Annotated in this window: 10 protein-coding genes; 6 read left to right on the plus strand and 4 right to left on the minus strand. The window is 75.9% G+C overall.

All coding sequences use genetic code 11. From position 1 onward, the window contains the following. The first annotated feature begins 97 nt into the window (after nt 1-97). The 6 genes from flhA (at nt 98) to BJ968_RS21060 (ending at nt 7,864) form a co-directional block, all read left to right on the plus strand. Nucleotides 98-2,152 carry a flagellar biosynthesis protein FlhA gene (gene flhA / locus BJ968_RS21035; protein ID WP_179755163.1) on the plus strand — a complete coding sequence of 685 codons (2,055 nt, stop codon included), beginning with the start codon at nt 98-100 and terminating at the stop codon, nt 2,150-2,152. After that, nucleotides 2,130-4,538 carry a hypothetical protein gene (locus BJ968_RS21040; RefSeq protein WP_179755165.1) on the plus strand — a complete coding sequence of 803 codons (2,409 nt, stop codon included), beginning with the start codon at nt 2,130-2,132 and terminating at the stop codon, nt 4,536-4,538. The genes flhA and BJ968_RS21040 overlap by 23 nt, the downstream gene beginning before the upstream one ends. A 35-nt stretch (nt 4,539-4,573) precedes the next feature. Further along, the gene (locus BJ968_RS21045; protein WP_179755167.1) at nt 4,574-5,305 is read left to right on the plus strand and encodes a PilZ domain-containing protein; all 732 of its coding nucleotides are present in this window, start codon (nt 4,574-4,576) and stop codon (nt 5,303-5,305) included. Next, nucleotides 5,302-5,541 (plus strand): hypothetical protein, encoded by a 240-nt coding sequence (locus tag BJ968_RS21050; RefSeq protein ID WP_179755169.1) that lies wholly within the window; start codon nt 5,302-5,304, stop codon nt 5,539-5,541. Before BJ968_RS21045 ends, BJ968_RS21050 begins: the two co-directional genes overlap by 4 nt. Before the next feature lie 151 nt (nt 5,542-5,692). Then, complete coding sequence (csrA, locus tag BJ968_RS27000; protein WP_179755171.1) at nt 5,693-5,935, plus strand: carbon storage regulator CsrA; 243 nt, start codon at nt 5,693-5,695, stop codon at nt 5,933-5,935. Between the two features lie 216 nt (nt 5,936-6,151). Then, complete coding sequence (locus BJ968_RS21060; RefSeq protein WP_179755173.1) at nt 6,152-7,864, plus strand: diguanylate cyclase domain-containing protein; 1,713 nt, start codon at nt 6,152-6,154, stop codon at nt 7,862-7,864. A 358-nt stretch (nt 7,865-8,222) separates the two neighbouring features. Here BJ968_RS21060 and BJ968_RS27005 read toward each other — a convergent pair whose 3' ends face one another. The 4 genes from BJ968_RS27005 to BJ968_RS21080 form a co-directional block, all read right to left on the minus strand. Next, nucleotides 8,223-9,332, minus strand: coding sequence for an App1 family protein phosphatidate phosphatase (locus BJ968_RS27005; RefSeq protein WP_179757132.1), 1,110 nt, complete (start codon nt 9,330-9,332; stop codon nt 8,223-8,225). 127 nt (nt 9,333-9,459) lie between these two features. Beyond that, complete coding sequence (locus BJ968_RS21070) at nt 9,460-10,437, minus strand: NAD-dependent epimerase/dehydratase family protein (RefSeq protein WP_179755175.1); 978 nt, start codon at nt 10,435-10,437, stop codon at nt 9,460-9,462. Then, complete coding sequence (locus BJ968_RS21075) at nt 10,434-13,097, minus strand: alpha/beta fold hydrolase (protein WP_218885210.1); 2,664 nt, start codon at nt 13,095-13,097, stop codon at nt 10,434-10,436. The genes BJ968_RS21070 and BJ968_RS21075 overlap by 4 nt, the downstream gene beginning before the upstream one ends. Further along, on the minus strand, nt 13,094-14,170 hold the full coding sequence (locus tag BJ968_RS21080) for a 3-oxoacyl-ACP synthase III (RefSeq protein WP_218885211.1): 1,077 nt from the start codon (nt 14,168-14,170) through the stop codon (nt 13,094-13,096). Before BJ968_RS21080 ends, BJ968_RS21075 begins: the two co-directional genes overlap by 4 nt. Nucleotides 14,171-14,238 lie beyond the last annotated feature (68 nt).

The following is a 14,238-nucleotide window of genomic DNA, read 5'->3' on the forward strand; positions in this document are numbered from 1 at the left end:
CCGAAGGAGGGCGTAGCCAGGAAGGCTGAAGCGAGGCCCTGGACGGGCCGCTGGACGAGGGACACCCGAACGGGTCCCGAGATCGACAGGCGGTGCAGTGAGACTCCCCAACCTCTCGCAACTGGTGGTCCCCGCGGGGGTCGTCAGCATCGTCCTGCTGCTCGTCGTGCCCCTGCCGGCGGCGCTGCTGGACTTCCTCATCGCCCTCAACATCACGCTCTCGCTCATCGCGCTGCTGATGACGATGTTCGTCAAGCGGGTCCTGGACTTCTCGGTCTTCCCCTCGCTCATCCTGGTGCTCACGCTCTTCCGGCTGGGCCTGAACGTCGCCTCCACGCGGCTGGTCCTGTCCAACGGCTACGCCGGCAAGGTCATCGAGGCCTTCGGCCACTTCGTGATCTCCGGGTCGCTGGTCATCGGCCTGGTGATCTTCCTGATCCTCATCGTCATCCAGTTCGTCGTCATCACCAAGGGCGCCGAGCGCGTCGCCGAGGTCGGGGCCCGCTTCACCCTGGACGCCATGCCCGGCAAGCAGATGGCCATCGACGCCGACCTGAACGCCGGTCTGATCGACGAGGCCACCGCCCGCCAGCGCCGCGCCGACGTCAGCGCCGAGGCGGACTTCTACGGCGCCATGGACGGTGGCTCGAAGTTCGTCAAGGGCGACGCCATCGCCGGCATCATCATCGTGCTGATCAACCTCATCGGCGGCTTCGCCATCGGGATGGTCCAGCACGGCCTGGGCCCGGCCGAGTCGATCCAGAAGTACGCGCTGCTGAGCATCGGCGACGGCCTCGTCTCCCAGGTGCCCGCGCTGCTGCTGTCGGTGGCCACCGGCCTCATCGTCACCCGCTCCACGAGCACCGGGGACATGGGCTCGGAGGCGATCAAGCAGCTGTCCTCGCAGAAGCTGGCCTTCCAGATCGCCGGCGGTGCGCTCATCGTCCTGGCGCTCATCCCGAGCATGCCCAAGCTGCCGTTCCTCGTCATCGGCGGCGCGGCGATCTTCGCCTCCACCCGCATCGCCAAGCGGGACAAGGAGACCGCCCGCCAGGCCGCGCTGGCCGAGCTGGCCCCCGCGCCCGTCAACCCCGGCGAGGCCGCCGAGAACCTCCTCGAGGAGATGCGCGTCGACCCCCTCGAGGTGGTCCTGGCCCCCGACCTCGTCGACCTCGTCGACACCTCCGGCGGTGGCGACCTGCTCGAGCGCGTCCGCGCCCTGCGCCGCAAGATCGCCCTGGAGCTGGGCCTCGTCGTGCCCCCGGTCCGCACCCGCGACTCCCTCGACCTGCCCGTGTCCACCTACGCGGTGCGCATCTCCGGCGTCGAGGTCGCCCGCGGCATGGCCCCGCCCGGGCAGGTCCTGGCCCTGGGCGACAACCTCGACGGCCTGCCCGGCCGCACCACGGTCGAGCCCGTCTTCGGCCTGGCCGGCAAGTGGATCCCCGCCGAGCTGCGCCACCAGGCCCAGCTCACCGGCGCCACCGTCGTCGACCGCGCCAGCGTGCTCATCACCCACCTCGGTGAGCTCGTGCGGACCCACGCCCCGCGCCTGCTGTCCCGCGAGGACGTGCGCTCCCTGGTCGAGGCGCTCAAGCGCACCCACCCCGCCGTCGTCGACGAGCTCACCCCCGCGGTGCTCACCCTCGGCGAGGTCCAGCGCGTCCTGCAGGCCATGCTCGACGAGGCTGTCCCGATCCGGGACCTGGCCCGCATCTTCGAGGCGCTCTCGCTGCGCGCCAAGGCCGGCTCCGACCTCGACGGCCTCGTGGAGGCCTCCCGCCGCGCCCTGGGCCCGGCCGTGGCGGCCGTCCACGAGCAGGACGGCGTCCTGCACGTCATCACGCTGGACCCGGTGCTGGAGCAGCAGCTGGCCGAGTCCCTGCGACCCGGTGAGCACGGCGCCAGCCTCGCCCTGGACGCCCTGACCGCCGAGCACCTGGTGACCGGCTCAAGTTCCTGCCTCGAACGTGCCGAAGGGCAGGGCATCAGCGCGGTCCTGGTGTGCGCACCCCCCCTGCGGGCGCCCCTGCGACGTCTGCTGAAGGTGGCCGTGGGCCGCCTGCACGTCCTGTCCTACGACGACGTGAGCAACCACCCCCGGATCGAGACGGTTGGATCGGTGAGCGGTGTCCATGCACTTGCTTCTTGAAGGCTCTGACCTGCAGGACCTCCTGAAGGAGGTCCGCGAGCAGCACGGCCCCGCAGCCCGCGTCGTCCGCGCCGAGCGCATCCGTTCCGGAGGCGTCGCCGGCTTCTTCAGCAAGGAACGCTACGAGGTGACCGTCGAGATGGACGGCCCGGCCGACGGCAGCACAGGAGACGCCTTGACCGACCCCGCACCCCGTACCTCCGTCCCCGCCGAGGGGGAGGAGCAGCGCGAGGCCCTCGACTTCGAGGCCCTGCTGGCCGCCGCCGACGCCGCCGAGAGCACCGCCCTCAGCGCCCCGGCCGCCGCGCCCGCTGCGGCGATCGCCGTCGCCGAGGCCCCCGCGCAGGAGTTCGAGGCCGCCCGGGCGGGTCTGCTGGAGATGCTGCGCGCCAGCGGTGGCGCGGCCGGCGAGGACGTCCGGGACCAGGTGCAGGACCAGGTGCAGGACCAGGTGCAGGACGAGGCGCAGGACGAGGTGCGGGAGGCGCTCAAGGTTCCCGCCGCCGGTGCCGAGGACCACCTCGTGATCGCGCAAACGGGTGACACCGCTCCGGCGGAGTCCGACGAGGAGACCGCCGAGCAGGCCGTCGCCGCGTTCGAGGAGGAGCTGCTCGAGCAGGCGCGCGCCGAGGTCGAGCGCGCCGAAGCCGAGCGTGTGCAGGCTGAACGCGCCGAGGCCGAGCGCGTGCTGGCCGAGCGGGCCGCCGCCGAGCGCGCCGAGGCCGAGCGGGCCGCCGCCGAGCGGGCCGAGGCCGAGCGCGTCGCCCGTCAGCGTGGAGCCGCCGAACGTGCCCTGGAAGAGGAGCGGATGCAGCAGCAGATGATCGAGCGCCGGGACAGGGAGCGGGCCGAGCTGGAGCGCCAGCGCGAGCTGCGCACCGCCGAGGTCCGCCGCCGCCAGGCCGCGCGCGTCGCGGAGCGGCCCGCGCCGACCGCGCCGCGGTCCCTGGGGGAGGTGCTGGCCGCGGCCGACGCCGTGGACGGCACCGACCGCCTGGGCGCCATGTTCGCCGCCGGCCAGGGCGCCGCCGAGCGTCCCGCGCAGGCCCCCGCCCCGACCCGGGCGCAGACCCCCGTCCAGCGCCCGGTGCAGCGTCCCGCGCAGCGCCCGGTCCCGGCGCAGGCCGCGGCCGAGCGCCCGGTCCGCCCGCACCGGCCGATCTCGACCGAGAGCGACTCCTTCGCCCGCACGATGGCCGCGATGCGGTCGGGCGCCACGCGAACTCCTGCGACTGGAGTAACGGCTGATGTACGCTCCGTGACGACGTCGGAGCGTCCCGCCCGTCCCCGCGAGGGGCGCCCCGAGGCCCGTGTGCAGTCCCGCTTCGACCGTCCCGTTCGCACCCCGGAGGAACGCGTGTCCGATCAGTTCGGTGCAGCCAACGGCGCGAGCACCCGCCCGGAGGGCCGTGGCCCGGCCCGCCGCCCGGAACTGCGCCGCCCCACGGCCGTCGAGGACCAGTTCGGCGACCAGTTCGGCGACCAGTTCGGCGAGCGCTTCGAGACCGACCGCCGCGGTGAGTGGGCGCACGACTACGAGGCGCTCGAGCAGCCCTACGACCAGCCCTACGAGCAGTCCTACGACCAGTTCGGTCAGGGCTTCGAGCAGGCCTACGAGCGCCAGGACGACCGTCCGGTGCGCACCCAGCCGCAGCGTGAGCGCGCCACCGAGCGCCCCGCCGACCGCGGCGTCGAACGAGCAGGCAACCGAACCGGGGACGACAGCGAGGCGATGACCATGGATCTGACTTACCGTGAACCCGTGACCACTTACAGCGACCGCCCTGGGTCGTCGCGCATGTCCTACCGCGAACCGCAGGACACCAGCGACGTGCTGCGCCTGGCGCGCGACATCGACGTCCCCGCGCCGCTGCGCGTGGGCGCCGGTGAGCTCGTGGTCGTCATCGGCGAGGCCGACGCCGTCGTGGCCGCCGCGCTGCTGGTCGCCGACGAGGTCGGCTCCGAGGCCCCGCTCGTCCTGGGCCGCGCCGACGTGCAGAACACCGTGACCGCCGACGAGCTGCCGGCCCGCCAGGAGCAGGCCCGCCGCTGGAGCGCGCCGCTGACCGTGGCCGTCCCGGCCCGCCCGACCGGTGCCGACGCCGAGCGCGCGGCCCGCATGGCCGCCGAGATCGGTGCCGCCTCGGTCGTCGTCTGCGTCGACGCCACCCGCCGCAGCCACGCCGTCGCCAGCCTGCTGCGCGCCCTGGAGGGTGTCGGCCTGCCGGCCCGCCGCCTGGCCGTGCACCGCGCCGCCGAGAGCCCGGACCCGCTGGACGTGCTGTCCCTGGACGTGCCCGTCGGCTTCCTCGACGGCCGCCCCGCGACCTCCGGCGCCTGGGCGGGCCTGCTGCTGGACGCGGCCGGCGACCCCGGGATGCGCTGAGCGCCCGTCGCCGCGCAACCCCGGATCACGCACCCATGTCCAGACGCGCCACCGCGGGCGCACCGCCGCACCGCTCGGGTCCGGCCCACTGGCCCGGTCTGAACGACCGGGTCTGGGTCGAGGTCCAGATACCCGACGCGTTCGGCGGTGAGACCGTCCGCGTCCCCACCCGCGTGGAGGACGCCTCCGAGGGCGGCCTCGTCGTGGCGGCCCCCAGCTTCCGCGGGGACCTGCACGTCGTGGCCCCCGGGCTGGCGGTCTCGGTGCTCTGGGCCGGTCAGCGCGGGCAGAGCCGTCAGGACTTCCTGATCGCCGAGGTCACCCGCCGCCGCGTCCCGGCCTGGGACCTCGCCCCGTGCGGCGAGGTCGTGGTCGAGCAGCGCCGCCGCTTCGCCCGGGTCCCGGCCACGGGGCGGGCGCACGTCTCGCCCGTCGCCGGCGACCCCCTCCAGGACGAGGCCGGTGCTGCCGATGCCGAGGTGGAGGCCGTCGTGGCCGCCCACCTGGTGGACCTGTCCGAGGGTGGGGCGGCGCTGTCGGTCCCGGTCAGCAGCTGGGTGCGCCTGGGCCGCCTGGCCCGGCTCTCCTTCGACCTGGAGGGCCAGCCCGTCGACCAGGCCGGTCAGGTCGTGCGGTGCGTCAGCGCCCTCGACCCCGACCGCCTCGAGGCCGTCGTCGCGTTCAGCGAACCGGTCCCGGCCGCGGACCGCCTGCGGCGCTACGTCATGCAGACCCAGATCCGGCAACGCCGTGGAGGAGACCGATGACCGCGATCGTGCTGGCCGTCAGCCTGGTGCTGGCCGGGCCCTCGATCCTGGCCGTGGCCCGGGGCACCGGCCAGGTCGACACCGCCCTGTTGCACCTCGTGCTGGCCCTGGTCGTCACCTCGGTGGCCGCCCAGGTCCTGCGCGCGGTCGTGCGCGGCTACCAGGCCCAGGCCGCGCAGGCCCCGGCCGAGCCGGTCGTGGACGAGCCCACCGGCCGCCGCCGCGGGGACCGCTGACCGCCCACCGCACGTCCCGGCGCCCGTCCTCCCCCTCGGGGAGGGCGGGCGCCGCGCGTCAGCGCCCGGGCGCCGCCCGCGTCACGCGGACGCGCCATTCTTGTCACACGAACGACATGGCTGGCCACGGTTCGTCACCTACACTGGTCGCATGCTGGTCCTGACCCGCAAGGCCGGGGAGTCCGTCGTCATCGGCGACGAGGTCGTCGTGCGTGTGCTCGAGGTCCGCGGTGACGTCGTCCGGGTCGGCATCGACGCCCCGCGGGACGTCCAGGTGCACCGCCAGGAGGTCTACGAGGCCGTGCGCGAGGCGAACATCGCCGCCGCCACCGCCTCCGAGGAGGCCATCTCCGCCCTGCAGGGCATCGTGCGCCGCGCCGGCGCCCCCCAGTGACCCCGCGCTGACCCGCCGCCGACCCCCCGTCGGCCCGACGGCCGACGGGGCACCGCACCGGTCCCCGTCGAGCCCTCAAGGTCACCCCCGTCCGGTCCGAGGACATGACCAGACGTCGCGCGGTCTCCCGCGCGAGCGGCGGGACCAGCGGGGGTGAGGTGGACCATGGCGGCAGCGCCGTCGTCGAGCCGTGCCGGGGCGTTCCCGGAGTCCCGGGTGGCCTCCGCCCTCGAGCAGTCCGGCGTCGCCCTCGTCCTGCTGGACGAGACCGGGCGCGTCGCGCACGTCACCGCCGGTTTCGCCCGCACCGTCGGCCGCGACCCCGGCGAGCTCGTCGGCGAGGACCGCCTGTCCTGGTGGCTGGGGCCGACCCTGGGCCCGGCCGGCGCGGACGACCCCGGCCCGGACCGGTCCGCGGCGCCGCCGGCCCACCGCGCCCTCCTGTCCACCGCCGTGCCCGCGGGCTCGGCCGTCCTGGACGCGGTGCGCGCCGGGGACGTCGAGGTCGACGTCGACGTCGGCCGCGCCGACGGCCAGCTGCTGGTCGCGCACGTGGACGCGCGGGCCACCACCGACGGGGGAGCGGTCCTGCTCGTCCGCGACGTCACCGCCGCCCGCGCCCAGGCGCAGACCCTGCGCACCATGCTGGGCCGTCAGCAGGCCGTCATCGCCGCCAGCCCCGACACGATCTACCGCATCAACCTCGGCGCGGGCCTGGTGGAGTGGACCAACACCGGCGGGGCCTCCCTCATGGGGCTGCCCTCGGCCGACCGCAGCCTGCCGCTGGCCGTCGTCCACCCCGACGACGCCCCCGGCGTCGAGCGGGCCGTCCGCTCGCTGCGGACCGCGGGCCCCGGCGAGGTCGTCGAGTGCACCTACCGCGTCGTGGGCGACTACGGCGACGAGCGCTGGGTGCACACCCGTTCCACCGTCTCCGACCGCGGCGCCGCCGGGCAGCCCGTGCGGGCCGTGGGCATCGCCCAGGACCTCACCGAGACCATCACGACGATGGACGCCCTGGCCGGTTCCGAGCGGCGCTTCCACGAGATCTTCGCCCGCGGCCCCGTCGGCATGCTGCTGTTCGGGCTCGAGGGCTGGATCCACGAGGTCAACGAGGCCCTGTGCACCTTCCTCGAGCGCGACGCGTCCGAGCTGGTCGGGGCCCCGGCCGCCGAGCTCGTGGACCCGCCCGCCGACCCCTGCGGGGACGGCGGCGGGGACGAGCCCGCCGAGGCCCCCACCGCGCAGGCGCTGGCGGCGCTGCTGGAGGGCACCGCGGAGGTCGTGCACCGGGAGCGGCGCTACGACCTGCCCAGCGGGCGGACGGCGTGGGCGCAGGTCTCGCTGTCGCTGACGTCCTCCAGCACGGGCGAACCGGCCTTCCTCGCCTTCGTCGAGGACATCACCGCCCGCCGGAACGAGGCCGAGCGGCTCGAGCGCGCCGCGCTGCACGACCCGCTGACGGGGCTGCCGAACCGGGCCAAGGCCGAGGAGCAGCTGCGCACCGCCGTCGGGCGCACGCAGCGGCGCGGGGGCGGGTGCGCGGTGCTGTTCGTCGACCTCGACCACTTCAAGGACGTCAACGACACCCTCGGGCACGCCGCCGGGGACGAGCTGCTGCGCGACGTGGCCGACCGGCTCAGCGGGCTGGTGCGCACCGGGGACCTGGCCGCGCGCCTGGGCGGTGACGAGTTCGTGCTGGTGTGCCAGGACGTCGCCGACGCCAAGGCGCTGGCGGCCATCGCCGACCGCGTCTGCGAGCGGATCACCATCCCCGTCGACCTGGGCTCGCGCACGGTGACCGTCACCGCCAGCGTCGGCGCCGCCCGCACCGACGGCGGCCTGAGCCCCGAGGAGTTGCTGGCCGCCGCCGACCGGGCGATGTACCGGGCCAAGGCCGCCGGGCGCTCCTGCTGGCGCGCCGACTGACCCCTCGCACCCCCTCGCGCTGCGTGTCCGGCCGGCGTCCGGGCGGGTGACCAACGTCACGCCCGAACGGGTGCAGCTGGGGATTGCCTGACGACGGGCGGTCGTTAACCTTGCCAACGACCCGCCACCACCAGGTGAGGACAGCGTCGTCTGCGGTCGAAGCACCGGCACCGTCTGACCCCAGGAGGCCTGAGATGGACGAGAACACCACCACCGAGACCGTCGTCATCGACGTGCGCGAGGCCGCGGAGCTGACCTCGGTCGCCAACCCCCGCCGCACCCAGCTCTGACCGACCGCACCGCGAAGGCCCCACCCCCTGCCGGGGTGGGGCCTTCGCGCGTCCGGGGGCGGCCGCCCTCAGGGGGCCTGCAGGATCCCCGCCCGGTACCAGCGGTGCAGGATCTCGTAGCCGTCGTCCCCGGTGACCCACGGCACGGGGGAGGACTCCGGCGTCGCCGCCGAGGCCAGCGGGTGACCGCCGGCCAGCAGCTGCTCGGCGGGGGTCAGGCGGCGGATCCCGACCCCGGCGACCCGCTCGGGGGCGGCGGCGAGGAACTCGGCGTACAGGGTCGGGTCGTGCTGGCCGTCGTCGCCGACGAGCAGCCACCGCACCTGCGGCAGCTCCTGCGCCAGCCGCGCCAGGGAGCCGCGCTTGTGCGCCGAGCCGTCGCGGAACCAGCCCGTGTTCGTCGGGCCCCAGTCGGTCAGCAGCAGCGGCCCGTCGGGGTAGCCGGAGCGGCGCAGGAACCGCGTCAGCGTCGGCGCCGCGTTCCACGCCCCCGTCGACAGGTACAGCACCGGCGCGCCGGGGTTCTCGGCCACCACCTGCCGGTACAGCTCGGCCATCCCGTTGACCGGCACGCGCGCCCGCTCGTCCAGGACGAAGGAGTTCCACGCCGCCACCAGCGGCCGCGGCAGGCGGGTCACCACGACCGTGTCGTCGATGTCCGACAGCAGCCCCGTCACCGGGTCGGGCCCCACGACGACCACCGGCGCGGTCCCGCTGTGGCGGACCGCGCTGTCCTCGGGGCGCTCGGCGCCGCCCTCGGTGTCGTCCTCGACGAGCTCCACGTCCGGCGGCAGGGTGCCCGGGTCGAAGGACTCCGGGCCCACGGTCAGGACCACCTCGTGGGTGCCGGGGGGCAGGTCCACCTCGACGCGCTCGTCGACGTACCCGTCGCGGCTGGTGTGCACCACCCGTTCGTGGCCGCCGATGCGCACGGTGACCGCCGCTCCGGCCACCGGGACGGTGAGGAAGTTGCGCCAGCCCCGCACGCTGCGGGCCTCGTCGCGCTCGGTCTCCTGGAGGGTGCCCTCCCGGCCCAGCAGCACCCGCCCGAAGACCCGCACCCAGCCGGGGCCGCCGTAGCCGGGGTAGGCCAGCGCGCGGGCGTGGTAGCCGCGCCGGCGCAGCCGGGACCCCACCAGGCCCTTGACGGCGTCCTCGATGCGCGCGGCCCGGTGCAGGCCGTGCTCGCCCGGGCGCGGGGTGAGGTCCCCGGCGAGGTCGGCGAGGTCTCGGCGCGCCTCCTGGACGCGTCGCGCCCGTCGTTGCGCGGGGGTCAGGGCGGGCCCGTTGATCACCCCAGCGACCCTAACGGGCCGCGAACCCTCCGGCGAGGCGGTCGAAGCCCTCGTCCAGCGGCACCCGCGGCGACCAGCCCAGCCGCTGCCGGGTGCGGGTGGTGTCGAACCAGTGCGCGGTGGACAGCTGCTCGGCCAGGAACCGCGTCATGGGCGGCTCGTCCGGGAGCGCCAGCCGCGTCCAGACCCGCTCCACGACGCTGCCGGCGACCTTGGCCACCGCCGAGGGGACCCGGCGCGTCGGCGCGGGCACGCCCGCGGCGGCGCAGATGCGGGCGAAGACCTCCGCCACCGTGCGCGGCTCGCCGTTGGTCACCACGAACGCCTCGCCGTGCACGCCCTCGTCCGCGCAGCGGTCCAGCGCCGCCACGAGCGCGTCCACCGCGTTGTCGACGTACGTCGTGTCGATCAGCGCGGTCCCGTCGTCCAGCAGCGGCAGCCGCCCCGCGCGGGCCCGGTCGGCGATGCGCTGCACCAGCTGGGTGTCCCCGGGCCCCAGCACGATGTGCGGGCGGACCGCGCAGACCGCGAAGCCGGGGGAGTCGGCGGCCAGCGCCAGCAGCTCGGCCTGCGCCTTCGTCCGCGCGTACGACCCGTGCGCCGCGGCCGGGTCCGCCGGCGTCGTGCCCACCCCGATCAGCGCCGAGCCCGCGTGCGCCACCGAGGGGGAGGAGACCATGACGAACCGCTGCACGCCCGCGGCCCGGGCGGCCGCCAGGAGGTTGGCGGTGCCGTCGACGTTGGTGGCCACGTACTCCGGGTGGGGGCCGGTCACCGACACCTTCGCCGCCAGGTGCACCACGGCCTCGACCCCGGCCACGGCGCGCGCGCACGCGTCCGGGTCCGTCACCGAGCCCAGGACCTCCTCGAAGCCGTCCAGACCAGCCGGGCGGCGCTGCAGCAGGCGCACCCCGTCACCGCGGGCGGCCAGCGCCCGCGCGGTCTCCCGGCCCAGCATCCCGCTGGCCCCCGTCACCAGGACCTTCACGCCAGCTTCCCCGCCCTCTCGCCCGCCAGGACCCGCTCGGCCCACGCCGTGACGCGGGCCCGGTCGATCTTGGAGTTGTGCCGCACGTCGGTCGGCAGCGCCGGGACCAGCAGCACCGCCACCAGGTTGCGGCCGGTGGCCGTCCGCACCGCCTGCGACAGCACCGGGTCCGCGACGGTCGTGCGCCGCACGGCGTCGGTGGCCTCGGCCACCACGACGAGCTGGCGCGCGGCCCGCGGGCCGATCCCGACGAACGCCGCCCGGGCGATGCCCGGCACGGACTCGGCGCGCTGCTCGACCCCGACGGGGGTGACGACCTCGTCGGCCGTGGTCACCACGTGCGCCAGCCGGCCCTCGACCCAGACCCGGCCCTGCTCGTCCAGGTGCCCCACGTCACCCGTGCGGTGCCAGCGCCCGGCCCGGACCGTGCCGCGCAGGGTGGGGGAGGGCCGCACGTCGACGCTGGCGGCCTGGGTGGCCCACAGCTGGTCGTAGTGGTCCTTGACGTGCTCCCCGCCGACGACGAGCTCGCCGACGACCCCGGGGGTGCCCACCAGGTCCACCCCGGCGACGCCGTCGGCGTCCAGCGGCGCGACCGCCACCGTGACGCCCGGCACCGGCAGCCCCACGCAGATGCCCTCCCCGGCCCCGGCGGCCAGGATGTCCGACAGGCCGACGTCGGTGGCCGGCAGCACCTCGGTGGCCCCGTACGGGGTCCGCGGGTCCGCCAGCGGCATCAGCTCCTTGACCCGCTGCAGCAGCGGGGTGGGCACCGGCGCCCCCGCCGACAGCAGCGTCGTGACCGTGCCCAGCGCCCGCCGCTGCCGCTCGTCGAGGTCCCCGGCGGTGGCCAGGACGTTGACGACCGCGGCGGGGGACAGGAACACCGACGTCGCCGAGGCCGCCGCGACCGCGTCGGCCAGCGCCACCGCGGTCAGGGTCGCCGGCTTGGTCACGTCCATCGCGGGCACCACGCCCGTGGCGCCCAGCGCCGGGCCGAACAGCGCGAACGGCGCGAACGCCGACACCAGCGGCTGCCCCGGCCCGATCCGGATGACCCGGCCCATGGCCTGCGCCAGCTGCGCCAGCTGCCCGTGGGTGTAGACCACGCCCTTGGCCGGGCCCGTCGAGCCCGACGTGAACAGCACCGCGCCCTCGGCCCCGGGGCCCGGCTCGGGCGGCAGCGCCGTCCCGGCGGCCAGCGCCCGGGCACCCTCGGCGGCCACGTCGACCAGGTCCGCGACCGCGACCCGCCGCCCCGGCCAGCGCAGGACCCGCGCCGCCAGCAGCGCCCTCGGCACCCCCACGACCCAGTCCACGCCCGCGCCGGTGACGGCCCGCGACAGCCCCCGCACGCCCAGGCCGGCGTCGGCGACGACCGCGACCGCGCCCACGCGCAGCACCGCGTACAGCGCCGCGGTCAGGTCCGCGCCCGGCGGGACCAGCAGCGACACCCGCTGCCCCGGCGCCATCCCGCGCGCGGCGAAACCGGCCGCCAGCTCGTCGGTGCGCCGCGCCAGCAGCGCCCACGACACCGCCCGCGACGTGCCGTCGGGGCGCATCTCCACGACCGCCGGCGACCCGGACACCGCCGGGTCGCCCGAGCGCTCCCGCAGCGCCGCCCACAGCGGCGGCACCGGCACCGCCGGCCCGGGGTCGGGCGCCTCCTCGTGCGCCGCCGGGGCCAGCACCCGCGCGTCGAGCCACCGCAGCACCACGTCGGCGAACGCGGGGTCCTCCGGCGTCAGGTGCGAGGCCGAGGCGAACCGGTGCACGTCGGCGTGCGGCACGCGCGCCCGCCAGTCCCGCAGGAACCACTCGGTGAACACCGGGTCCCGCGGACCCCACGCCACCAGGGTCGGCACCCCCGCCGCCGCGAGCTCACCGATCCCGGCGCTCACCGCGTCCAGCGCGGGCCGGCTCGGGTGCTGCGCCCCCACGGGGACGTCCGCCACGAACGCGTCGATCCCGGCGCGCTCGGCCGGGGTGGAGTACGGCGCGCGGTAGGCGGCCTTGACCGCCGCGGGCAGCGCCGGTCGCGGCAGGGCCAGCGTCGTGCGCAGGAACGCCTCCGACCCCGACGTCACGCGCCGGCGCACCCCCGGCGCCAGGACCGCCTTGAGGACCCCCGGGGCGCCGGCGTCCGCCGGCCAGCTCGCTGCGGTGTTCGCCACCACCAGGCCCACCAGCTCCACGGGGGAGGCGGGCCGGTGGTGCAGCGACGCCGCCCACCCCGAGGCGACGATCCCGCCCCAGTCCTGCCCCACGGCCACCACCGGGCCCGACAGCCCCAGCGCCCCGACCAGGCCCGCGAGGTCCTCGACCCGGTCGGCCAGCCGGCGCTGCACCCCCGTGCGCTCGGAGAAGCCCATCTCCAGCTGGTCCACCGCCACCACGCGCCAGCCCAGCGGCACCGCCGAGGCCGCCGTGGCCAGACCGCGCCACAGGTAGGACCACGTCGGGTTGCCGTGCACGCACAGCAGCGTGCCCACGACCTCCCCGTCGCGGGCGTGCGGCGCGGTGTCCAGCACGTGCCAGGTCCGCTCCGCCCCGGTGTGGTCCGGTGCCGTCACCAGCTGCGACCAGCGCGGGTCCCAGCCCGGCAGGTCCGCCGCCGGCGTCACCGCCGGCAGCACCGCCCCCGTCGTGCCAGCGCTCACCAGGCCAGCTCGAGCATCGCGGTGTTCAGCCCCGAGCCCACGCCCATCGCGATGACCTTGTCGCCGGGGGAGAACTCCGGGGCCGAGGCCGCGAGCGTCATCGGCAGCGAGATCGGGCCCACGTTGCCCCACGTCGGGAACGTCATGGGCACCTTCGCGGGGTCCACCCCGATCCGGTTCACCAGCGTCTCGGTGTGCACGCGGGAGATCTGGTGGATGACGAACTTGCGCGCGTCGCGCCACCCCCACAGCGCGTCCCCGGCCTCGAAGGCGTCCACGACGATCTCGATGCCCTCGGTGAGCATCAGCTTGGCGTCGGTGCGCATGTGGTTCATGTCCCCGATGCACAGCTCGTGGTGCGCCGTGCCCGCCCGCGAGACCCCGCCGACGATCCGGTGCCCCTCCGGGTGCCTGTCCGCCCGGCCGATGACCGCCGCGGCCGCACCGCAGCCCAGCGTCATCGTCGCGAACTCGTTGAGGAAGTCCTTGCGCGTGATCCCCTCGCGCTGCAACCGCGCGACCGTGCCCTCGTGCATGGAGCGCACGTCCTCGGCGCCCAGCACCACGGCGTACTCGATCATCCCCGCGTCGATCATCGCCGACGCCACCTGCACGCCGTTCACCCACGCCAGGCACGCGTTGGCGATGTCGAAGTTCAGCGCCGACGTCGGCAGGTCCATGCCGTGGTGCACGCTCGTGGCCACCGCCGGCTCCAGGTGCGGGCGCGTGACGGTCGTGGAGATCACCATGCCGACCTGGGAGGCGTCCACCCCGGCCTCCGACAGGGCCTTGGCCCCGCACTCGGCCGCGACGTCGGAGGCGGCCTGGCCGGGGGCCCACCAGCGGCGCTCGCGCACCCCGGCGACCTTCTCCAGCAGGCCCGGGCGCAGGCGCAGCCGCTCCAGCGTCGGCGCCAGCACGTCGTCGAAGTGCGAGGAGGGCACCACCACCGGCGCCTCCACGTGCGAGATCGACAGGAGCGCGGCGTTCGACGGCGCGAACGTGGAGTTGCCCTGGAAGGGCGACCCCACGCGGTGCGCGGAGGCAGCGTCGGAGCTGGAAGGGTCGAACAAGGGCTTCCCCGATCTCATCGTTGGCCGCGCGGGCGGGAACTCAGGTTAACCGCCGACGAACGATCCGC

The sequence above is a fragment of the Kineococcus aurantiacus genome, assembly GCF_013409345.1.
GTDB lineage: Bacteria > Actinomycetota > Actinomycetes > Actinomycetales > Kineococcaceae > Kineococcus > Kineococcus aurantiacus.

Coding starts and splice junctions, on each gene's coding strand:
- BJ968_RS21045 (WP_179755167.1), top strand. CDS start 4,574: ATGTCCAGACGCGCCACCGCGGGCGCACCGCCGCACCGCTCGGGTCCG.
- BJ968_RS21050 (WP_179755169.1), top strand. CDS start 5,302: ATGACCGCGATCGTGCTGGCCGTCAGCCTGGTGCTGGCCGGGCCCTCG.
- csrA (WP_179755171.1), top strand. CDS start 5,693: ATGCTGGTCCTGACCCGCAAGGCCGGGGAGTCCGTCGTCATCGGCGAC.